At 72.5% G+C, this 21401-nt stretch carries 22 protein-coding genes, 1 pseudogene and 1 riboswitch; of the genes and pseudogenes, 17 read left to right on the top strand and 6 right to left on the bottom strand.

All coding sequences use genetic code 11. From position 1 onward, the window contains the following. Positions 1–71 precede the first annotated feature (71 nt). The 4 genes and pseudogenes from O7622_RS06045 to O7622_RS06060 all read left to right on the top strand — a co-directional run. A pseudogene (locus tag O7622_RS06045) lies at positions 72–1391 on the top strand (M14 family metallopeptidase); the annotation flags it as partial. Between the two features lie 120 nt (positions 1392–1511). Further along, positions 1512–1605, top strand: a riboswitch (cobalamin riboswitch). 106 nt (positions 1606–1711) lie between these two features. Continuing rightward, positions 1712–2644, top strand: a complete 933-nt coding sequence (locus tag O7622_RS06050) for an ABC transporter substrate-binding protein (protein ID WP_282312252.1) — start codon at positions 1712–1714, stop codon at positions 2642–2644. 77 nt (positions 2645–2721) lie between these two features. Next, positions 2722–3816, top strand: coding sequence for an iron ABC transporter permease (locus tag O7622_RS06055; protein WP_282314054.1), 1095 nt, complete (start codon positions 2722–2724; stop codon positions 3814–3816). Beyond that, positions 3813–4592: an ABC transporter ATP-binding protein gene (locus O7622_RS06060; RefSeq protein WP_282312253.1), complete on the top strand. Its 780-nt coding sequence runs from the start codon at positions 3813–3815 to the stop codon at positions 4590–4592. Before O7622_RS06055 ends, O7622_RS06060 begins: the two co-directional genes overlap by 4 nt. 149 nt (positions 4593–4741) lie before the next feature. Here the strand turns inward: O7622_RS06060 and O7622_RS06065 are convergent, their stop codons facing one another. The 3 genes from O7622_RS06065 to O7622_RS06075 all read right to left on the bottom strand — a co-directional run bounded on the left by O7622_RS06065 (position 4742) and on the right by O7622_RS06075 (position 7228). Then, positions 4742–5500 carry a VOC family protein gene (locus O7622_RS06065; RefSeq protein ID WP_282312255.1) on the bottom strand — a complete coding sequence of 253 codons (759 nt, stop codon included), beginning with the start codon at positions 5498–5500 and terminating at the stop codon, positions 4742–4744. 93 nt (positions 5501–5593) lie between these two features. Beyond that, on the bottom strand, positions 5594–6331 hold the full coding sequence (locus O7622_RS06070; RefSeq protein WP_282312256.1) for an ABC transporter permease: 738 nt from the start codon (positions 6329–6331) through the stop codon (positions 5594–5596). A gap of 9 nt (positions 6332–6340) precedes the next feature. Then, on the bottom strand, positions 6341–7228 hold the full coding sequence (locus O7622_RS06075) for an ABC transporter ATP-binding protein (RefSeq protein WP_282312257.1): 888 nt from the start codon (positions 7226–7228) through the stop codon (positions 6341–6343). A 149-nt stretch (positions 7229–7377) separates the two neighbouring features. Here O7622_RS06075 and O7622_RS06080 point away from each other — a divergent pair, with 149 nt between their 5' ends. Genes O7622_RS06080 through O7622_RS06095 form a run of 4 tightly spaced genes read left to right on the top strand, consistent with a single transcriptional unit; the run spans position 7378 to position 9601 of the window. Further along, entirely contained in the window at positions 7378–7698 is a 321-nt protein-coding gene (locus O7622_RS06080) for a type VII secretion target (protein WP_282312258.1), read from the top strand. Between the two features lie 9 nt (positions 7699–7707). Then, positions 7708–8634 (top strand): WXG100 family type VII secretion target, encoded by a 927-nt coding sequence (locus tag O7622_RS06085; RefSeq protein ID WP_282312259.1) that lies wholly within the window; start codon positions 7708–7710, stop codon positions 8632–8634. Positions 8635–8643: 9 nt separating this feature from the next. Beyond that, on the top strand, positions 8644–8997 hold the full coding sequence (locus tag O7622_RS06090; protein WP_282312260.1) for a YbaB/EbfC family nucleoid-associated protein: 354 nt from the start codon (positions 8644–8646) through the stop codon (positions 8995–8997). Between the two features lie 4 nt (positions 8998–9001). Continuing rightward, positions 9002–9601: a hypothetical protein gene (locus O7622_RS06095; RefSeq protein WP_282312262.1), complete on the top strand. Its 600-nt coding sequence runs from the start codon at positions 9002–9004 to the stop codon at positions 9599–9601. 63 nt (positions 9602–9664) lie between these two features. On the opposite strand, the gene O7622_RS06100 is transcribed toward O7622_RS06095, so the two are convergent. Further along, entirely contained in the window at positions 9665–11710 is a 2046-nt protein-coding gene (locus tag O7622_RS06100; RefSeq protein ID WP_282312264.1) for an AAA family ATPase, read from the bottom strand. A 263-nt stretch (positions 11711–11973) separates the two neighbouring features. Between O7622_RS06100 and O7622_RS06105 the strand changes: the two genes are divergently transcribed. The 4 genes from O7622_RS06105 (at position 11974) to O7622_RS06120 (ending at position 15202) form a co-directional block, all read left to right on the top strand. Next, the gene (locus O7622_RS06105) at positions 11974–12294 is read left to right on the top strand and encodes a helix-turn-helix transcriptional regulator (protein WP_282312265.1); all 321 of its coding nucleotides are present in this window, start codon (positions 11974–11976) and stop codon (positions 12292–12294) included. Between the two features lie 55 nt (positions 12295–12349). Continuing rightward, a complete protein-coding gene (locus tag O7622_RS06110) occupies positions 12350–12931 on the top strand; it encodes a winged helix-turn-helix domain-containing protein (protein ID WP_282312266.1) in 582 nt (193 codons plus the stop codon). A 41-nt stretch (positions 12932–12972) separates the two neighbouring features. Further along, the gene (locus tag O7622_RS06115; protein WP_282312267.1) at positions 12973–14214 is read left to right on the top strand and encodes an MFS transporter; all 1242 of its coding nucleotides are present in this window, start codon (positions 12973–12975) and stop codon (positions 14212–14214) included. A gap of 136 nt (positions 14215–14350) precedes the next feature. Then, positions 14351–15202 (top strand): menaquinone biosynthesis protein, encoded by an 852-nt coding sequence (locus O7622_RS06120; RefSeq protein WP_282312268.1) that lies wholly within the window; start codon positions 14351–14353, stop codon positions 15200–15202. Positions 15203–15289: 87 nt separating this feature from the next. Here the strand turns inward: O7622_RS06120 and O7622_RS06125 are convergent, their stop codons facing one another. Both O7622_RS06125 and O7622_RS06130 read right to left on the bottom strand, forming a co-directional pair. Beyond that, positions 15290–16228, bottom strand: coding sequence for a hypothetical protein (locus O7622_RS06125; RefSeq protein WP_282312269.1), 939 nt, complete (start codon positions 16226–16228; stop codon positions 15290–15292). Next, positions 16228–17208: a hypothetical protein gene (locus tag O7622_RS06130; protein ID WP_282312271.1), complete on the bottom strand. Its 981-nt coding sequence runs from the start codon at positions 17206–17208 to the stop codon at positions 16228–16230. Before O7622_RS06130 ends, O7622_RS06125 begins: the two co-directional genes overlap by 1 nt. A gap of 359 nt (positions 17209–17567) precedes the next feature. Here O7622_RS06130 and paaA point away from each other — a divergent pair, with 359 nt between their 5' ends. The 5 genes from paaA to paaE all read left to right on the top strand — a co-directional run bounded on the left by paaA (position 17568) and on the right by paaE (position 21394). Then, complete coding sequence (gene paaA / locus O7622_RS06135) at positions 17568–18635, top strand: 1,2-phenylacetyl-CoA epoxidase subunit PaaA (protein WP_282312273.1); 1068 nt, start codon at positions 17568–17570, stop codon at positions 18633–18635. A gap of 110 nt (positions 18636–18745) precedes the next feature. After that, the gene (paaB, locus tag O7622_RS06140) at positions 18746–19033 is read left to right on the top strand and encodes a 1,2-phenylacetyl-CoA epoxidase subunit PaaB (RefSeq protein ID WP_135244135.1); all 288 of its coding nucleotides are present in this window, start codon (positions 18746–18748) and stop codon (positions 19031–19033) included. Between the two features lie 20 nt (positions 19034–19053). Then, positions 19054–19812, top strand: coding sequence for a 1,2-phenylacetyl-CoA epoxidase subunit PaaC (gene paaC / locus O7622_RS06145; protein ID WP_282312275.1), 759 nt, complete (start codon positions 19054–19056; stop codon positions 19810–19812). Continuing rightward, the gene (gene paaD / locus O7622_RS06150) at positions 19809–20285 is read left to right on the top strand and encodes a 1,2-phenylacetyl-CoA epoxidase subunit PaaD (protein WP_282312277.1); all 477 of its coding nucleotides are present in this window, start codon (positions 19809–19811) and stop codon (positions 20283–20285) included. Before paaC ends, paaD begins: the two co-directional genes overlap by 4 nt. Continuing rightward, complete coding sequence (paaE, locus tag O7622_RS06155; RefSeq protein ID WP_282312279.1) at positions 20282–21394, top strand: 1,2-phenylacetyl-CoA epoxidase subunit PaaE; 1113 nt, start codon at positions 20282–20284, stop codon at positions 21392–21394. The genes paaD and paaE overlap by 4 nt, the downstream gene beginning before the upstream one ends. Positions 21395–21401 lie beyond the last annotated feature (7 nt).

The following is a 21401-nucleotide window of genomic DNA, read 5'->3' on the forward strand; positions in this document are numbered from 1 at the left end:
TTGATATGACCATGTGTCTCCTGGTGGAGTGTGCGGACAACGGGATCTCCCGTACCCCCAGGAGGTTGTCCATGGCCTTCCGCTCCTCTCCGCTCCGCCGCCGGCTGGCGCTCGCCGCCGCCGTCGGCCTCACCGTCGTCACCGCGGCCGCAGCCCCCGCCGTCGCCCGGCCCGCACCGGAAGGCTCCGGCGAGCCGACCACAGTCGCCTACCGGGTGCTCGGCCCGCGTACGGCGGCCGACCGCACCGCGGTCGCCTCCACCGGTGCCGCGATCGACTACTCCGAGCACGGCGTGCTGCACGTCACGGCGACCAAGGCCGAGGCCAACGCGATCACCCGGCTCGGATTCCGGCTCGAGAAGGACGTCGCGCCGGAACACAACCACGCCGACGGGGGCATGACCGCCAACGCGTTCCCGCCCGCCGACTCGAACTACCACGACTACGCCGAGCTGACCGCCGTGGTGAACAAGGTGGTCGCCGACCACCCGACCATCGCCCGGAAGCTGAGCATCGGCACGTCGTACCAGGGCCGGGACCTGATGGCGGTGAAGATCTCCGACAACGTCGCGACCGACGAGGCCGAGCCGGAGATCCTGTTCAACGCCCAGCAGCACGCCCGCGAGCACCTAACCGTGGAGATGGCGATCTACCTGCTCAACCTCTTCACCGACAACTACGGCAGCGACTCCCGGATCACCGGCATCGTCAACTCCCGGGAGATATGGATCGTCCCCACCGTCAACCCGGACGGCAGCGAGTACGACATCGCCACCGGCTCGTACCGCTCCTGGCGCAAGAACCGGCAGCCCAACAGCGGATCCACCGCCGTCGGCACCGACCTGAACCGCAACTGGGGCTACCAGTGGGGCTGCTGCGGCGGCTCGTCCGGCACCAAGTCGTCGGACACCTACCGGGGCCCGTCCGCCTTCTCCGCCCCGGAGACCGCGGCGCTGCGCAACTTCGTCAACAGCCGGGTCGTCGGCGGAGTGCAGCAGATCAAGGCGAACATCGACTTCCACACCTACTCGCAGCTGGTGCTCTGGCCGTACGGATACACGTACAACAACACCGCCACCGGGATGAACGCCGACCAGTACAACACCTTCGCCACCATCGGACGGCAGATGGCGGCGACGAACAACTACACCCCGGAACAGTCGAGCGACCTCTACATCGCCGACGGCACCAGCATCGACTGGATGTGGGGCACCCACAAGATCTGGGCGTACACCTTCGAGATGTACCCCGGCTCGGCCTCCGGCGGCGGCTTCTACCCGCCGGACGAGGTGATCCCGGCGCAGACCTCACGCAACCGGGAGGCCGTGCTGATCCTGTCCGAGTACGCCGACTGCCCGTACCGGGCGATCGGCAAGCAGAGCCAGTACTGCTGACCTCACCGCCGGGCGGGAACCCCGGTTCCACCCCCGCCGGGGTTCCCGCCCACCCCTCCCGTCCGGACGATCTCCGCTGGTCGTGCGCTACCGTGGCACCGACCGTGCCACAGCGAAGCCGGTGTGAAACCGGCGCTGTCCCGCAACTGTGATGCCCCGTACGCGCGGCGCCGGCCTTCCGCCGGCGCCGACGGACGTGGGACGAGCCAGGCCGCCTGCGGCCCGGTCGCGACACGCGCTCTCGAGGAAGGGCGCCTCGCGGACGGGCCCCTTCCCTGTCGGCGAAGCACCACACTCCTCGACCGACAGGAGGCACCATGTCCCGACGTACCCCCCGGATCTTCGCCGCCGCGCTCGCGGCCGGCGTGCTGCTTCTCGGCGGCTGCGCCGAGAAGACCTCGACCGACACCCCCGCCGCCGGCGGCTCCGGCGGCGCGTTCCCGGCCACCGTCGGCAAGCTGACGCTGGAGAAGCGGCCCGAGAAGATCGTCTCGCTGTCGCCGACCTCCACCGAGATGCTCTTCGCCATCGGCGCCGGCAAGCAGGTCACCGCCGCCGACGACCAGTCGAACTACCCGCCCGAGGCGCCCCGCACCGACCTGTCCGGCTACCAGCCGAACGCGGAGGCGATCGCGGCCAAGAACCCCGACCTGGTGGTGCTCTCCGACAACCTCAACAAGATCGTCGACCAGCTCGTCGCGCTGAAGATCCCGGTCCTCCAGATCCCCGCCGCTACCACGCTCGACGACACGTACCGGCAGCTCAACGACCTGGGCACGCTCACCGGCCACCGGTCCGAGGCGGACGCCGTGGTGCGGAAGATGAAGGACGACATCACCGCGCTGACCAAGGACCTGCCGAAGCGTACGGAGAAGCCGACCTACTACCACGAGCTGGGCCCGGAGCTGTACAGCGCGACCAGCAAGACCTTCATCGGCACCATCTACGCGCTCGCCGGCCTGGAGAACATCGCCGACGCGTCCGACGCCGACGGGAAGAACGGCGGCTACCCGCAGCTCTCCCAGGAGGTCATCGTCAAGGCGAACCCCGACTTCGTCTTCCTCTCCGACACCAAGTGCTGCAAGCAGAGCGCCGACACGGTGAAGGCGCGCAGCGGGTGGTCCGGCATCACCGCCGTGAAGAACAACCAGATCGTGGAGCTGGACGACGACATCGCCTCGCGCTGGGGCCCGCGCGTGGTCGACCTGCTCAAGGTGATCGTCGACGCCACCGCCAAGGTCCCGGCCTGACCGTGGCCCTGCGACAGGCCGACTCCGCCCCGAACCCGGCCGGAACGCCTCGGGCGTCCCGGCCGGGCATCCGGCAGCTGTCCCGCCCCGGGCGGCGCGGGACGCCCGGCGCGGGCGGCGCCCCGGTCCGGCCCGCCGGGCTGCGTAAGCGCTGGCTGTTCGCCGGTGTCGTGGCGGTGCTCGTCGCGCTGGTGGCGGGCGTCTCCCTCGGCCCGGTCAGCCTGCCGCCCGGCAGCGTCGCGGCCGAACTGCTCAACCTGCTGCCCGGTGTGCACCTGGACAGCGGGCTCACCGAGCGGGAAGTCGCGATCATCACCGAGCTGCGGCTGCCCCGGGTCGTGCTCGGCCTGCTCGTCGGCGCGCTCCTCGCCCTGGCCGGCGGCTGCTACCAGGGCGTCTTCCGCAACCCGCTGGCCGACCCGTACCTGCTCGGCGTGGCGGCCGGCGCCGGATTCGCGGTCACCGCGGCGATCGTGCTCGGCGCCGGTGCGGGCGGCGCGCTGACCGGGCTGCCGATCACCATCCCGCTCGCCGCGTTCGTCGGGTCGCTCGGCGCGGTCGTGCTGACGTACCTGCTCGGCGCGGCCGGCGGGCGGGACCGGTCACCCGCCACGCTGATCCTGGCCGGGGTGGCGGTGTCGGCGTTCTTCGCCGCCGGGCAGACGTACCTGCTGCAACAGCACTCCGACAACATCCAGCAGGTCTACTCCTGGCTGCTCGGGCGGCTGGCCACCGCCGGCTGGCACGACGTGTGGCTGGTCCTGCCGTACTTCGTGCTCACCTCCGTGGTGGTGTTGCTGCACCGGCGCGAGCTGGACGTGCTCTCCGTCGGCGACGACGAGGCCGCCGGTCTCGGCCTGCACCCGCAGCGCTCCCGCTACCTGCTGATCGCCGCCGCGTCGCTGGGCACCGCCGCCGCCGTGTCCGCGTCCGGGCTGATCGGTTTCGTCGGCATCATCGTGCCGCACACCATGCGGCTGCTCGCCGGTTCCAGCCACCGGGTGATCCTGCCGCTGTCGATGCTGTTCGGCGGCGCGTTCCTGGCTCTGACCGACGTGGTCGCCCGGACCGCCGCCGCACCCGCCGAGATCCCGATCGGCGTGGTCACCGCGCTGCTCGGCGGCCCGTTCTTCGTGCTGGTCCTGCGTACCGCCCGCCGGGTGGCGATGTGAACGCCCCCGCGGTGCGCGTCCACGACCTGCGCGTCGCACTCGGCGGCACCCCGGTCCTCGCCGGCGTCGACCTCACCGTCACGGCGGGCGAGTGGGTCACGGTGATCGGACCCAACGGCGCCGGCAAGTCGACGCTGTTGCGCGCCGTCGGCGGCCTGCTCACCGGTCCGGGCGAGGTGGCCCTCTTCGGTACGCCGATCGGCGCGCTCCGCCGCCGCGACCGCGCCCGGGTGGTGGCCACGGTGGCGCAGTCCCCTGTCGTACCGATCGGCATGTCGGTGTTCGACTACGCGCTGCTCGGGCGCACCCCGTACATCCCGCCGCTGGGCCGCGAGTCCGCCGCCGACCTGGCCGCCGTGCACGAGGTGCTGGACCGGCTCGACCTGGGCCCGTTCGCCCACCGCGAGCTGGCCACGCTCTCCGGCGGCGAGCGGCAGCGCGTCTTCCTGGCCCGGGCGCTGGCCCAGGGCGCCACCCTGCTGCTGCTCGACGAGCCGACGAGTGCGCTGGACATCGGGCACCAGCAGGAGGTGCTGGAACTGGTCGACCAGCTCCGCCGCGCGCACGGCCTCACAGTGCTCGCCACCATGCACGACCTCTCCATCGCCGGCGAGTACGCCGACCGCCTGGTCCTGCTCGCCGACGGCCGGGTGGCCGCCGCCGGGCCGCCCGAGGAGGTGCTCACCGAGGAGTTGCTGGCCCGCCACTACCGCGCCCGCATCCGCGTCATCCCCGGCGACCACGGCCCCTTGGTGGTCCCCGTCCGCCCCACCTGACCCTCTCTGCCTCCCGTCCCGCCGCCCCTCCCACGCTGTTGATCTTGCACTTTAGGCCCCCGGAAAAAGGTGCATATATCGCGTCGAGAGGGCCGCAAGTGCAGGATCGACGGCGGAAACGGGCGGGAGGCGGTGAGGGTGGGGTGGGGTCAGCGGAGGGTGGAGACGGAGAAGAGGGCACCGGCCGGGTCGCGTAGGGCGGCGCTGCGTCCGGCCGGGTTGTCGCGCGGCGGGACGAGGATGGTGCCGCCCAGCTCGGCGGCCCGGGCGGCGGTGGCGTCGGCGTCCTCCACCGCGAAGTAGACCGCCCAGTAAGCGGGCAGGTCCTCCGGCATCGGCTCGGCCCGGGGCAGCATCCCGGCGACGATCCGGGCGCCGCAGCGCCACCCGGTGTACGCGACCGGCCCGGCCGGACGTTCCTCCGGATGCCAGCCGAAGACCAGCGCGTAGAACTCCTTCGCACCCTCCGGGTCGGGCGTGACCAGCTCGTTCCAGCACATCGCGCCGGGCGTGTTGTACAGCTCGGCCCCGCGCATCGTCATCGGCTGCCACACGCTGAACACCGCGCCGGCCGGGTCGGCGAGCACCGCCATCCGGCCCTGCCGCGCGACGTCGAACGGGGACACGACCACCTGCCCGCCGGCCGCTTCCACCCGGGTCGCGACCAGGTCGGCGTCGTCGGTCGCCACGTACGTGGACCAGACCGGCACCTGGTCGGGCGTACCGGGTGGCCCGGCCCCGGCGACCGCCTTGCCGTCCTTGCGGAAGACGGTGTAGCCGCCGGCGTCCGGCTCCGGGGAGATCTGCCCGGTCCAGCCGAACAGCTCGGGGTAGAACCGTCGTGCGTCGTCCAGAGCGGGGGTGGCCAGGTCCGTCCAGCAGGGCGTGCCGGGCTCGACGCCGTTCACGGTGACCCCTCTCGCCGGGGGCGGCCCGCTCGCCCGCCCTGTCGGCATCGTGGCACCGCCGGGTCGGCCACCGGGCCGGAACCGGACAAAAGGTCAGCTGAAGCGGCGTCCCTCGTCCCGCCGGTACGCCCACCCGGCGAGCGCGGCGAGCACCAGCACCCAGACCACGAGCATCACCAGCGCCCGGGTGTCCGGCCGGAAGTCGGTGACCGCCGCCCAGATCAGTTCCACGGCACCCCGGGTCGGCAGGTAGGGCGCGATCGCCTTGATGAAGCCGGGCGCGTCGTCCGGCCCGGAGAGCAGGCCGCCGCCGAACGCGAGCGGGAAGAAGATCACCTGCGCCACCACGATCGCGGCCTTGCTCGGCAGCGAGTAGCCGATCGCCAGGCCGAGCAGCGTGAACGGCACCGAGACCACGGCGACCGCGCCCAGGCCGAGCAGGAACTGCACCGCGCTGACCCGGGCCTCGGTGGCGACCGCCGCGATCACCACCACCGGGATCATCGAGACGTAGGTCAGGACCACCCCGGCCAGGATCCGCCCGGCCAGCCGCGGTGCCGGTCCGGTCGGCAGGGTCCGGGTGTACGGGTTCCAGGGCTGGTCGCGGTCCTCGGAGACGCCTACGCCGTACTGGAAGATGTTGGCGGTCATCACCGCGAAGGTCACCATGGCGGCGGTGGCGTAGGTGGCGCCGGCCGGGTCGTCGCCGGCGAACGGCACCACGAAGAAGAGCATCGAGGCGGCGGGGAAGAACGCGCTGCCCACCACCGCCACCGGCACCCGGATGATCTCCAACAGGTGGTAGCGGGCGTGGATCAGGGCGAGCGGCACGGCGGTCTCCTAGGCGGGGGTGGGCGCGGGCCGGTCGTCGGCCGTGATGGCGAGGAACGCCTCCTCCAGTGAGGTGGGCCGGACCTCCAGATCGTGGAACGGCACCCCGGAGGTGACCAGGTCGCGGACGAGCTGGTCGGCGTCGGTGGTGAGCAGGTGCACCCGCCCGTCGGCGCGTTCGGTGGTGACCACGCCCGGCAGCGCCGGCAGGTCGCCGGCGACCAGGCTCACCCGGCGTACGCCGACGATCCCGCGGATCGCCGCCACCGAGTCGTCGGCCAGGACCCGCCCGTGGCCGATCACCACCACCCGCTGCGCGAGCGCCTCCACCTCCTCCAGGTAGTGGCTGCTCAGCAGCACGGTGCCGCCGTCGGCGTGGAAGCCGCGGATCGCGTCCCAGAGCGCGTGCCGCGCCTCCACGTCGAGTCCGGTGGTCGGCTCGTCGAGCACAACCAGCCGGGGACGGCCGACGAACGCCAGCGCCACGGCGAGCCGGCGACGCTGACCGCCGGAGAGGCCGCCGGTCTGCCGGCGTACCTGGTCGGCGAGGCCGAACCGGTCGAGCAACTCGCCTCGCGGCACCGGGTCGGGGAAATGGGCGGAGACGAAGTCGACCACCTCGCCGACCCGCAGCGTGCCGGGGAGGCCGGTCTCCTGCGGGGTGACGCCGAGCCGCCGCCGGTTCGCCGGGTCGCGCGGGTCGCCACCGCACAGCTCGACCCGCCCGGCGGTGGGGCGGCGCAGCCCGACCAGCAGGTTGATCAGTGTGCTCTTGCCGGCGCCGTTCGGGCCGAGCAGGCCGACCAGCTCCCCGGCCCGGACGGTCAGGTCGACCCGGTCGAGCGCCAGCACCTCGCCGTAGCGTCGGCTGACCTGTTCGGCGCGGGCCAGGATCATCGGTGATCTCCTCGGGCGCAAGGGCTGTGCCCACACTGTCTACCGTGCGTGCGCCGGCCCCGCTGTCCCCTGACCGGGTGCTCGCATCCCCTAGTCTGGTGGCGCCGTCGACGACGGTGGAAGTTCCGACCGGACACTGGGGAGGGTCCGTGACCAGTCCGAGCAGGAATCTCGACGTCCAGCCGGAGGCGTTGACGGCGTTCGCCGCCGCCTCCCGGGACCGGGCCGGCCGGTTCCGTGAGCTGCACCGGACGTTCCGCGACGGCCACGTGGCCCGGCGTTCCTTCGGTGTGATGCCCGCGTCGTTCAGCCTCGCCGCCGCGTACGAGCAGCAGTTCGAGGCGTGCCTGGAAGGGCTGGCGGACGGCGCCGAGGTGATGGCCGACATCGCCGAGGGGCTCGACGACACCGCCGACGCCTACACCGGTACGGACGTGGCGAACACCGACATGTTCAAGCCGGGCGCCTGAGGGGGCGGGATGAGCACCGAGGCGCTGCAGCGCAACAAGACCTACTTCGAGCAGATCGTGTCGGGCACGCCCGACCCGTTCAAGCCGCTGTCGAACGCGGTGCTGTGGCCGTTCGAGCAGCTCCTGGAACTGGTCGCCGGTGAGCCGGACGACCTGATGCGGGCGGCCCAGCTCGCGCTGACCACGGGCGAGACGGTCCGGCAGGTCGCCGGGGACCAGGTCGCCGACCGGGCCCGGCTGCGCGGCGCCTGGGACGGCGACGCGGCGGACAGGTTCCATGCCTCGATGGAGTCGGTCGAGGAGGCGATCGAGGAGCTGGCGAAAGGTCTGGACGGCACCAAGGAGGTGCTGGTCGACGCGGCGAACGCCGCTGTGGACGCGTTCAACCTGCTGGTCGAGCTGATCCTGGAGTTCCTGCTCTGGTTCCTGACCGAGGTCATCATCGCCGCGGTGGCGGCCGTGCTGAGTGCCGGTGTGACCCTGGCGGCCACAGTGGTGCGGGTGCTGGCCCGGCTCGCCACCACCGTCGGCCGCATGGTCAAGATCGTGGCTCGGTTCGCGGAGATCCTGACCAAGCTGGTCACCAAGCTGGAGAAGGTCGCCGAGCTGCTCATGCGCTACCGCCGGGTGGTGCTGGAGCTTCGGCAGGCCAAGAAGGCGTACCGGGCGTGGAACAAGTCCGGCTACAGCAAGGAGGCGTTCGCGTTCAAGATCAAACGCGCCGCGATCCTTTTCCCCGGCAAGTTCGCCATCAACCAGGCGTCCCCGGTGAACATCCCGGGCATCGGCGGCGCCCTGCTCGACACCGGGATGGGCCTGCACGACGTCTCCGACGGGCGCAAGGACCGCAACTACCTGGTGGACGGCACGTACCGCGAGGATCTCGGCCCGTACACCAAGGGCGTGCAGAACGTGTTCGACTCGATCGTGAACTGAGAGGCAGCAATGACGTTCCCGGCTCTGGACCGGATCGAGGCGCTGGCCCGCAACCTGGACGGGTGGCAGCGCGAACTCGGCGCGCGGATGGCCGAGCTGGAGCAGAGCAGCGCCGAGGGGGTGAGCGACTCCGGCCTGGTCACCGTCGTGGCCGCGGCCGACGGCAAGATCCTCTCCACCGACATCAACGCGCGGGCCATGCGCTTCGACTCGTACACGCTCGCCGAGGAGATCACCTCGGCGGCGAACCGGGCGCAGGAGGCCGCCGCCGCCCGCGTACGCGAGATCGTCGGCGAGGTGATGGGCAACTCCCCGGGTGCGGAGCGCCCCGCCGACGACGGCTACGGCCACGACCGATACTGAGCCGATGGACGAGACCAGATACCGCGACCGGATCGGCCTGCTCGTCGAGCCGGGCGAGCGTGTCCTGGCCCACGCCAAGGCCGACGTCGGCCAGGGGCTCGCTCCGGCGCCGCCGCCCGAGCCGGAGTCCACCGCCGAGCCGAGCCGGCGGACGATCGGCTCGGTGCTGCTCAACGTGTTGCTGCCACTGGCCACCTGGGACCGCGGCGACCGCCTGGTCGACGCGATCGGCTGGGGGATCGCCGGACGCGGCGCACCCGGCACCGCCGCCTCCCGGCTGCACCGCGCGCTCCGCCCGCCCCGCCCCGACCTCCAGGTCCGGGAGACGCTGCTCGCGGTCACCGACCGGCGGCTGGTGGTCTGCCGCACCGGCGGGGTCAAGCTGCTCGCCGGGCGCGAGGCCGAGGAACGTGCGCTGGCCGAGAGCGCGGTGGCCTGGTCGGCCGCGCGCGGCGAGATCGCCTCCGCGCGGGTCGGCTGGCACCGGCTCAACCCGAAGCGGCTGCGGATCGACTTCACCGACGGCTCCTGGCTGTCGTTCACCGTGCCGATCGCCGAGTCCGGCCGCTCGCTGCGTGAGGTCGCCGCCGCGCTGTCCGCCTGACCGGACCCGCCCCGCCGAGCCCGCGGCCGGTCCGCCCGCGTCTGCGCGGCCGGTCCGTCCGCGTCAGGCGGTCAGCGGCGCGGGCAGCGGCTCGCGGTGCAGCACGGCCAGGCGGGAGACCGCCCGGGTCAGCACCACGTAGAGGCGGTGCAGCCCGCGCGGCTCGGCGGCCACGATCGCGGCCGGCTCGACGACCACCACGTGGTCGTACTCCAGGCCCTTCACCAGCGTCGCCGGGACCACTGTGACGCGCGCCGCGGCCTCGACGTCGTCGGCCGTGGCGGTCTCGACGCCCGCGCCGGCGAGCGCCGCGCGGAGCCGGTCGACCGCGTCGTCGGCGGCGATCACACCGACCGAGCCGTCGTGCGCGAGCGCCGCCCGCACCTCGGCCACAGTCGCGGCCGTCAGGTCCTCGGCGGTACGCACATCGAGCGCGCCGTCGTTGCGCAGCGACCGGGCCGGGGGTACGTCGACGGCGAGCGCCGGCAGCAGCCGGTTCGCGAACGCCACCACTGCGGCCGGCACCCGGAAGCCCACGCTCAGCGGCACCACCGCCGCGTCCGGCTTGCCCAGGTGGGCCAGGGAGTCCCGCCAGTCGGTGGCCGCCCACGGCGCGGTGCCCTGGGCCAGGTCGCCGAGCAGCGTGATCGAGCCGTGCTCGCTGCGCCGGGCGATGGCGCGGCACTGCATCGGGGAGAGGTCCTGCGCCTCGTCGACGACCACGTGCCCGAAGCCGGCGGGCCGTTCGAGCAGCCCGGCCACCTCGTCGACGAGCACCGCGTCGGCGGCGGTCCACCGGGTCGCCTTCGCGGTGCGACCGATCCTGCCGGAGCGGAACAGCTCCTGCTCCTCGGGCGTGAGCAGGCCGTCCGCGGCGGCGGCGAGCGCGTCGGCGTCGGTACGCAGCCGGTGCAGCAGCCCGTCCGGGGTGAGCGCCGGCCAGACCGTGTCGAGCAGGTCGGTGACCGGCTTGATCCGGCTCATCCGGCGCAGCCAGGCGTCACTCGGTGACTCCGCCCGGCGCGCCTCCGCCTGGCGTTGCAGCAGCCCCACCACCCGCGCCCGGACGCGTTCCCGGCCGGTGGCGTAGGGCAGACCCTCCTGCCGGGTCTCGGTGACCAGCCGGTGCAGCGGGTCGAGCCCGATCCGCCACCGGTACGAGCCGTCCGACACCATGATCGGCTCGGTCGGCGTACCGATGTGGGCGTCGACGGCCCGGCGCAGCACCTCGGCCATCCGGACGTCGTGCTTGAGCGCGGCGGCGGCCGGGTCGTCGATCGCGCGGACCGGCACCCGCGCGAGCAGGTCCTCGACGGTGGCCTGCTCGACCTCGACCTCGCCGAGCGCGGGGAGCACCGCCGCGATGTACGACAGGAACGCCCGGTTCGGCCCGACGATCAGCACGCCCGAGCGGCGCAGCCGTTCCCGGTGCAGATAGAGCAGGTACGCGGCGCGGTGCAGCCCGACCGCCGTCTTCCCGGTGCCCGGCGCGCCCTGCACGCAGATCGAGTCGGCCAGGTCGGCCCGGACCAGCTCGTCCTGCTCCGGCTGGATGGTGGCCACGATGTCGCGCATCGGGCCGACGCGGGGGCGCTCGATCTCGGCGGTGAGGATGCGGCTGGCGGTGCCGAGTTCCTCACCCCGGTCCAGGTGCTCGTCCTCGAAGCTGGTCAGCGTCCCGGCGCTGAACCCGAACCGGCGGCGTACGGCGACACCCTGCGGGTCACGCGCGCTCGCCCGGTAGAAGGACCGGGAGACCGGGGCCCGCCAGTCCAGCACCAGCGGTTCGCCCAGTTCGTCGGTGACGTGCCGCCGCCCGACGTGGTACTCCCGCCCGGCGTGGTCCGGGTCGTCGCCGCCGAAGTCCAGGCGGCCGAAGAACAGCGGGGTGGTCGGGTCGTCGGCCAGCTCCTTGACCCGCCGGGCCATGTGCCGGCCGAGCTGCTCGGCTGTGTACGAGTCTCCGGCCACCTTGTCGCCGGTGGCGAAGAGCGCCTCGGCGCGTTCCCGCATCCGGGTCAGCGCGGCACGGGAGGCGTCGAGGTGGTTGCGCTCGGCGGCCAGTTCGGCGTCGAGGCTCGGTGTGGCGTCAAGGTCGGTTGCGGGCACGATGAACTCCGATGGCTCAACTGAGGCTCGCTCGCGTGTCCGGGGCGGTTGGCCTGCTCCCGGCGCGGGGACGTCCGCTGCGGTGCATGCTCACCGCGGCCGTCGGGCGGCCCTCCACGCTACGGGAGCACCGGCCGGTCACGCCAACGAATTTCGTAGTGGCAAGCGTTTCGCTCGACCCGGCCCCCGCCTTAAGAATATTGTTAAGTCCGGAAGTGGGGAATGGAGTGGGAGATCCTGGTGGCCCGGCAGGGGGAGAACGGATGAGCGGCGTCAAGCGCTGGCGTGACACCACGCACCTGGACCGGGCGATCGACACCGCCGGCGGACCGCGCGCGTTCGAGGCCGAGGCCGGGGAGATGCTCGATCATGCGCGCGGGTGGCGGCTCGCCGAGCTGCGCAAGCGGCGGGAGATGACGCAGGAGCAGGTGGCGTCGAGGATGGGTGTCTCGGTCGCCCGGGTCTCGCAGATCGAGTCGGGCAACGTCGCGACCCAGGAGGTGCTCGCGCGCTACATCGGCGCGCTCGGCGGCACCCTCGAACTGATCGCCGACTTCGGTGACGAGCAGCTCAAGGTCGCCTGATCCGATGGGTTCCACCGCTGGATCCCGGCGTCCGCGGCCGCGGGATCATTCAGGCATGACCGAGCCGCTTCCCGGCAGGAGCCGGGTGACGATCAGTGATCCGCAGGTGATGCGGGCGCTCGCTCATCCGGCCCGCATGGCGATCATGGAACATCTCGGCACGCTGGAGGGCGGTGCGACGGCCACCGAGTGCGCCGAGATCGCCGGGCTGTCCCCGAGCGCCACCAGCTACCACCTGCGCGAGCTGGCGAAGTTCGGGCTGGTCCGGCAGGCGCCGGGCCGGGGTGACGCCCGGGAGCGGGTCTGGCAGGCGGTGAATCCGTCGTACCACGTCGAGGTGGGGCCGGACGCCGATCCGGAGGCGCGTGCCGCCGAGGCGGCGCTGGTCGAGGCGCACATGGTCCGTGACGCCCAGCGGGTCCGGGAGTGGTTGCGCCGCGCGTCGGACGAGCCGCCGGAGTGGTACGCGGCGACCTGGTTCAGCGACAGCATGCTGCTCATGACCGCCGAGGAGCTGACCGAGCTGAACCAGGCGATCCAGGCGCTGATGGAGCCGTATCGGCGGCGGACCCGGACCGATCCGCCCGCTGGTGCCCGGCCGGTGGCGACCCAGTACCGGGCGATGCCCGTCGACTGAGGGGGTTGCGCGCGACAGTTGTGAAGGATTACTTTCGAAGTATGTCCTTCACAACTGTCGAGTCGCGCTGGCTGGACGTCTGGCTCGCGGCCACCGCGCGCGGCGTCTCCAGTTGCGGGAACTTCCTGGTCGCCACCGCCCTCACGCTCGCGCTTCAGTCCGCCGGGGCCGGTGGGCTCGCGGTCTCCGGGCTGTTGCTCGCCGCGACACTGCCGCTTGTCGCGCTCGCCCCGCTGACCGGCCGCCTCGCCGACCGGGTGGACAGCCGGGTGCTGCTGATCGCCGCCGGGACCGGCCAGGGTGCGACATGCGTGGCGCTCGCGTACGCCACGGATCCGGTGGTGGTGATCGCACTCGTGGCGCTGCTGGCCACCGGGCTCGCGGTCACCCAGCCGGTGATCTCCGCGCTGGTGCCGGTCATGGTGCTGCCCGAGGACCTGCCCCGGGCGGGCGCGCTGAACCAGACCGCCGGCACGCTGGGCGCACTCGCCGGACCGGCGCTGGCCGGGCTGCTCGTCGGCCAGTTCGGCACCCGGGTACCGCTGCTCCTCGGCGCCGTCAGCTATCTCTCGCTGGTGGCGGCCGGGCTGCTCGTCCGTACCCGCAGGGGAGGCCGCCGGGCGACGGCCCGGACCGCCGCCGTGGGCGCACCCCCGTGGCGGCTGCGCCGCGACCCGCTGCTGACGGTGATGGTCGGCAGCGTGGCCGCGGTGATCGGCGCGGTCGGCGCGGTGAACGTGATCGAGGTCTTCTTCATCAGGGAGACGCTCGGCAGCAGCACCACCGTGTACGGCCTGGTCACCGGCTCCTGGACGCTCGGCATCGTGCTCGGCGCGTGGCTGTTCGCCCGGGTCGCCCGCCGGCTCGCCGACGACGGCGCGCTGCTCGGCACCGGGCTGGTGCTGCTCGGCGGCTGCTGCCTGGCGGTGCTCGTCTCGGCGGCGGTGCCCTCGGCGTCGCTGCTCGTGCCGATCTGGCTGCTGGGCGGCGTGGCCAACGGCGGCAACAACGTCTTCGACCAGTTGCTGCTGGCACGACGGGTGCCGGAGGCGGCCCGGGGCCGGGCGTTCGCTGTCTTCGGAGCGGCCGCTCAGGGTGCCGCGATGGGCGGTTACCTGGTGGGCGGGCTGCTGCTGGAGGTGGCCGGTCCGCGCACGCTGATCGCCGGCTGCGGCGTGGCCGGCCTGCTGGTGGTGGTCGCGCTGCTCGGGCCGGTCCGCCGCGCGGTACGCAGCGAGCGCACCGTCGCCCGCGCCGCAGCCCTCGCGGCGGAGCCCGCTTGACCTCCGGTGTCAGGAAGGGCCCCTTCCCCTACCGCAGGCGTCAAGCAGGGGCCCTTCCTTCCCGCGTACTGCGGAGTAGCCCACTTCGGTGCCTCCCCCGAGGGCGGGGCGGAGGCGGCGGGGATACGGTCGGGTCATGGCCGATCGCATCGCCCGCCCCCGGGTGGGGCACATCCAGTTCCTCAACTGCCTGCCCATCTACTGGGGGCTGATGCGGTCCGGCGCGCTGATCGACGTCGACCTGCACAAGGACTCGCCGGACCGGCTGAGCGCCGACCTGGTCGCCGGTGACCTGGACATCGGCCCGATCACGCTGGTGGAGTTCCTCAAGCACGCCGACGACCTGCTGCTCCTGCCCGACCTGGCGGTCGGCAGCGACGGGCCGGTGCTCTCGGTGAACGTGGTGTCCACCCGCCCGCTGGGCGAGCTGGACGGCGCCCGGGTGGCGCTCGGCTCCACCTCGCGTACCGGGGTGCTGCTGGCCCAGCTGCTGCTCGCCGAGCGGCACGGCGTGCGCCCGGAGTACTTCCGCTGCCCGCCGGACCTGACCCAGATGCTGCTGGAGGCCGACGCCGGAGTGCTCATCGGCGACGTGGCGCTGCGCGCGCTCTACGAGGCGCCGGCCAAGGGCCTCGAAGTGACCGACCTGGGGCAGGCGTGGCACGACTGGACCGGCCTGCCGATGGTGTTCGCCGTCTGGGCGGTACGCCGCGAGTTCGCCGCCGCCCACCCGGGCCTGGTCAAGGAGGTGCACGAGGCGTTCCTGCGCTCGCGCGACCTGTGCCTGTCCGAGCTGGACCAGGTGGCCGAGGCGGCGGCCCGCTGGGAGACGTTCGACGCGGCCACGCTCGCCACGTACTTCCGGGCGCTCGACTTCTCGCTGGGCGAGCGGCAGGTGGCCGGGCTGCGCGAGTTCGCCCGGCGGGCGGCCGCGTACGGGGAGGTGCCGGCGCTGCCGGCCGGCGGACCGGAGTTCTTCCAGGGCTGACCGCGCGGGCCGCGCGCGGGCCGCGCGCGGGCTGACCGCGCGGGCTGACCGCGCGGGCCGGGGTGAGTCAGGCCGGGCGCGCCTGGGTCAGGTCGCCGGGCGCAGCAGCGCCTTGGTGATGCGTTCGCAGGCGTCCATGCCGTACTCCCAGCCGCCCTCGACACCGAACGGGGTGCGCAGCATCACACCCATCGTCCAGGTGTCGCCGATGGCCAGGCAGTTGACGTGGTACTCCTCTTCCTTGTCCCGGTCGATCCACCCGTTCTTGATGGCGATCTTCTTCTGCTCGGCCGCCGGGAACGCCTTGCGGATGCCGAAGTCACCGGGAGCGCGGACCTGGCGCATCTCGTTGAGCAGCCACTTGGTCCACTTCGGCCCGGCCGCCCGGCCGTCGTCGATGCAGAGACCGAGCCGGGCGGTGTCCCGAGGGGACAGTTCGGTGCGGCTCCAGCCGCCGTCGGAGGCGACCTCGCTGTCGGTCAGCTTGCAGACCGAGATCAGCCGCTCGATCGAGTCCGAGCCGCCGACGCTCTCGTAGAACTCCTGCGCCCGGGTGTTGTCGCTGTCCCGGATGATCTTCGTGGCGTCGGCCAGCTCCGCGTCGCTCGGCGTCTTGCCTTCCGCGGCGCTCAGGCGCAGGTAGTCGGCCACCACCCAGGACTTGATCAGGGAAGCGGTGGTGCTCGTCTCGCCCATGTTCGACGAGCCGATGATCTTCCCGGTGCGCTTGTCCAGGACGGACCAGGCGTACCAGCCCTTGATCTTGAGGTTGTCCAGGTTCTTCGCCTGGAACGGCAGTGGTTCGAGCGACGGTGAGGGAGCGACCCGCGGTTTCGCGCCGCGGTCGACGGTCTGCTGCTCGGACCGTTCGCTCGTCGGCTCGGCATGCGAGTTCGCGGTGGCCTCCAGCGGGGAGCCGGGGATCACACGCAGGGAGAGGCCGAGCAGGCCGACGAGGGCCGCAGCCAGGACGCTGAACGCGAGCGGGCGCCGGTAGCTGCCGGGCCGGCGCCGGGCACCGGCCATCAGAGCTTCCCGACCGGCTGTTGCGGCACCTTGAGCGCGGCACCGGGCTGCGGTGCCACGAGCTGGGTGGCGACGGCGGCGCACATCTTCGCACCGTACGGCAGACCGGAGCTGCCCGGGTACCGCATCATCACGGCGAGACTCCACTTGTCGGTGAACGCCAGGCAGCTGACGTGCCAGTTGCTGTCGTAGGCGAGCTGCGTCCAGCCGTTCTTCATGTGCACCGGGCCCTGCGACTTGATAGTCGCCGGCAGGCCGTCGATGATGCCCCACCGGCCGCCGCCGGACCGTGCGCCCTGCTTGCTGACGCTGCCGGCCACCTTGGTCATCTCGCTGAGCAGCCACTTGGTCCACTTGGGGCCGGCGGCGCGGCCGTCGGCGATGCAGTCGCCGAGGCGGGCCGCGTCCCGGGGGGACATCTCGGTGAAGCTCCACCAGCCCTTGTAGTCGGGCACGCTGCCGGGCTTGGTGTCGGTCAGGCCGCAGATCTGGATCGCCCGCGCGATGACCGGGTCGGGCCGGCCGCCCGGTTGGGGCTTGTAGGAACCGCCCGCCGCCCGGTAGACCGCGTTCGCGCCGTCGTCGTCGCTGTCCCGGATCGCCAGGATCGCCGACTTCTTGAGCGCGGCGCTCGGCTGCTTGTCGCCGAGCTGGCGAAGGTAGTCCGCGACGATCCAGGCCTTGAGCATCGACTCGGTGGAGCTGGTCTGGTTCATGTTCTTCGCGCCGGTGACGGTGCCGGTCTCGCGGTCCATCAGGGCCCAGGAGAAGAACTCACCCTTGAAGTTCACCGACACCGGGGCGTCGGCGAGCGTCGGGGGCGCCGGCGTGGTCGGTGCCGGTGCCGGGACCTGCTCGCCGCCGCCGAGGCCGCCCGCGCCGTCGCCGCCGGAGAACTTCGCGTACGCGGCCGGCACCAGCATGACGCCGCCGAGGAGGACCGCCACGATGGCGAGCACCAAGGTCACGCGAGGTCGCATGAGTGGTGAGCTCCAGATGTCTGGCCGGGGGGACCGGCGCTTCCGCATGGGTTCGGCCCGGTCGCCGCAAGGCCGGGGGACAGTGGCCTGAACGGTGACGATCATGAAGCCGAACGGTTTGCCGGTCGGAAGTCTACTTCCGGACAGCGCTGATGCCAGGTCTCGACACCCGTGACTTTGCCGGGTGGGCGGGATATTGAGCCGCTTTGCCGCTCTTGGGGGATTTCTGCGATCCGCAGTGATCGACATCACAGCCACCAGGACCGATGGCGGCACGCGCACGTCCGGTGACGCGAGGTGGCACTCGAAACCTGTTACACCCTCTGGTGTCATTCGTGGCGAGCTGTAACACTGGCTGCATGTATGGCAATGACTTCGCCCCGCCGGAGGACGCTCCGGGCGGCGGCCTGCTCGGCGAGGTGGAGGCGGCGGAGTCGGCGCTGCGCGAGGCGGCGGCGCGCGCCCGGCGCGGTGGTCCGGCCCCGGACGAGGACGTCGAGGCGTACTTCACCGACGTCATCAACGCGGACCAGAAGATCGAACCCCGCGACTGGATGCCCGAGGCGTACCGCCGGACGCTGATCCGGCAGATCGCCCAGCACGCCCACTCCGAGATCATCGGCATGCAGCCGGAGGGCAACTGGATCAGCCGGGCGCCCTCGCTCAAGCGCAAGGCGATCCTGCTGGCCAAGGTGCAGGACGAGGCCGGTCACGGCCTCTACCTCTACGCGGCCGCCGAGACGCTCGGGATCAGCCGCGACGAGCTGGTGGATCTGCTGCTCGACGGCCGGCAGAAGTACAGCTCGATCTTCAACTACCCGACCCTGACCTGGGCCGACGTGGGCGCGATCGGCTGGCTCGTGGACGGCGCGGCGATCGTCAACCAGGTGCCGCTGTGCCGCTGCTCCTACGGGCCGTACGCCCGGGCGATGATCCGGGTCTGCAAGGAGGAGTCGTTCCACCAGCGGCAGGGCTACGAGATCCTGCACACGCTGGCGCACGGCACCCCGGCGCAGAAGGCGATGGCCCAGGATGCGGTGGACCGCTGGTGGTACCCGTCACTTGCCATGTTCGGCCCGCCGGACGGCGACTCGACGCACAGCGCCCAGTCCATGGCCTGGAAGATCAAGCGCTTCTCCAACGACGAGCTGCGCCAGCGCTTCGTCGACATGTGCGTCGGCCAGGCGGAGGTGCTCGGCCTCACCCTCCCCGACCCGGATCTGCGCTGGAACGACGAGCGCCAGGCGTACGACTACACCCAGCCCGACTACGACGAGCTGATGCGGGTGATCAAGGGCAACGGGCCGTGCAACAGGGAGCGCATGGCGCACCGGCGCAAGGCGCACGCCGACGGCGCGTGGGTACGGGAGGCCGCCGCGGCGTACGCCGCGAAGCGGGCGGAACGAAAGGAACCGGTGGCGGCATGAGCGAACGCACCGAGCGGAGCGAGGGCCGTGAGGGCATGCCCGGTCGGCACGGCATGAGCGAACGCACCGAGCGGAGCGAGGGCCGTGAGGGCATGCCCGGTCGGCACGGCATGAGCGGCCCATCCTCTCCCCTGTGGGAGGTCTTCGTGCGGGCCCGCCGTGGCCTGTCGCACACCCACGTCGGCAGCCTGCACGCCCCCGACGCCGAGATGGCCCTGCGCAACGCCCGGGACCTCTACACCCGCCGCCAGGAGGGCGTCTCCATCTGGGTGGTGCCGGCGAGCGCCATCACCGCGTCCAGCCCGGACGAGAAGGACGCGTTCTTCGACCCGGCCGCCGACAAGGTCTACCGCCACCCGACGTTCTACGAGGTCCCCGAAGGGGCTGCGCACCTGTGAGCGCGAGGAGTGAGCCGGTCTTGCGAGCCCCGCAGTCGCGAACGGAAGGCGGCTCTGCGCCGATTTTCGACTTCACGCTCGCCGTCGGCGACGACGCGCTCATCGCCGCGCAGCGCCTCGGTGAGTGGACCTCACGCGCGCCCGAGATGGAGGAGGACATCGCGCTCGCCAACATCGCCCTCGACCAGCTCGGCGCGGCGCGGCTGCTGCTCACGTACGCGGGCGAGACGGAGGGCGCGGGCCGCGACGAGGACGACCTGGCCTACCTGCGCGACGACCGCGAGTTCCGCAACTGCCTGCTGGTCGAGCTGCCGAACGGCGACTTCGGCGTGACCATGGCGAAGCTGTTCTTCCTGGCCGCGTACCAGTCGCCGCTCTACACGGCGCTGGCCGGCTGCGCTGACGAGCGGCTCGCGGCGGTCGGGGCCAAGGCGCGCAAGGAGTCGGCGTACCACCTGGACCACGCCGCGCTGTGGGTGAAGCGGCTCGGCGACGGCACCGAGGAGTCGCACCGGCGCATGCAGGACGCGGTCGACCAGGTGTGGCCGTACGTCCACGAGCTGTTCGCCCCGGACCCGGCGGCGCCGGTCGACCCGTCCACCCTTCGGGCCGACTTCGACGCCACCGTGTCCGCCGTGCTGGACGAGGCCACGCTGACCCGGCCGGAGACGGGCTGGGCGCCCGGTGGCGGCCGGGACGGCCTGCACACCGAACACCTCTCCTACCTGCTCGCCGAGATGCAGGTGCTGCACCGCGCCCACCCCGGAGCGAGCTGGTGACAGACGCCAGGGCGGCCGCGGCGGCGGTGGTGGACCCGGAGATCCGGGTCATCACCATCGACGAGCTGGGCATCCTGCGCGCTGTCGACGAGGAAGCGGGCACCGGCCGGGTCGTCGTCACCATCACCCCCACCTACACCGGCTGCCCGGCCATGGACGTGATCCGGGAGGACATCCGCCGGGCGCTGGCCGCCGCCGGGCATCCGGACGCCGAGGTCCGCACCGTCTACCACCCGGCGTGGAGCACCGACTGGATCTCCGACACCGGCCGGGCCAAGCTCGCCGCCGCCGGCATCGCCCCGCCCGCGCCGCGCGGCGACGACACGGTGGTGCCGCTGACCCTCGCCGTACGCTGTCCGCGCTGCGGGTCGCCGGAGACCACACAGATCAGCCGCTTCGGCTCCACCGCGTGCAAGGCGCTGTGGCGCTGCCGCTCCTGTTCCGAACCCTTCGACCACCTGAAGGCGCTGTGACTGTCACCATCACCCGGCCGGTGCGCCGCCGGCCGGTCTTCCACCCGCTGCCCGTCGCCGCCGTGGACCGGCTCACCGACGACTCGGTGTCGATCACGTTCGCGGTACCGGAGGCGCTGCGCGAGACGTTCGCGTTCTCCGCCGGGCAGCACCTCACCGTCCGCCGCCCGGCTGACGGCGACGGCGAGGAGGTGCGGCGGTCGTACTCGATCTGCTCCACCCCCGACGAACTGGCCCGGCACGGCCGGTTGCGGATCGGGGTGCGTGAGGTCCCGGGCGGGGCGTTCTCCGCGTACGCCTGCGGCGCGCTGCGCGGCGGCGACACCGTCGAGGTGCTGCCGCCGCTGGGTCACTTCACCTCCGCGTTCACCCCGGACCGGGCCCGCCGGTACGGCGCTGTGGCCGCCGGTTCCGGCATCACCCCGGTGCTCGGGCTGGCCGCGACCGCGCTGGCGACCGAGCCGCGCAGCACGTTCACGCTCGTGTACGGCAACCGCACGGCGAACTCGGTGATGTTCGCCGAGGAGCTGGCCGACCTGAAGGACCGCTACCCGACCCGGCTGCACCTGGTGCACGTGCTGTCCCGGGAGATGGGCGAGTCGGCGCTGTTGTCCGGGCGGATCGACGCCGACCGGCTGACCCGGCTGCTCGACACCGTCGTACCCGGTGACGAGATCGAGGAGTGGTTCCTCTGCGGCCCGTACGGCATGGTGGTGGACGCGAAGGCGGTGCTCGCGGGTCGCGGCGTGCCGGGCGCGGCGGTGCACACGGAGCTGTTCCACGTCGACGCCCCGCCGGAGCCGGTCCGGCGCGAGACCGACCGTCCCGGGGCCGGCACCGAGGTGACGATCCTGCTGGACGGGCGCTCGTCCAGTTTCACGATGGGCCGGGACGAGCGGGTGCTCGACGCGGCCCTGCGGGTGCGCGGTGAGTTGCCGTACGCCTGCAAGGGCGGGGTGTGCTCGACCTGCCGGGCCAAGGTGACGGCCGGTGAGGTGACGATGGCGCGCAACTACGCGCTGGAGCCCGACGAGATCGCCGCCGGTTACGTGCTGACCTGCCAGTCCAGCCCGGTCACCGACGCACTCACTGTCGACTACGACGCCTAGCTTGATC

The sequence above is a fragment of the Micromonospora sp. WMMD1076 genome (assembly GCF_029581475.1).
Classification (GTDB): Bacteria; Actinomycetota; Actinomycetes; order Mycobacteriales; family Micromonosporaceae; genus Micromonospora; species Micromonospora aurantiaca.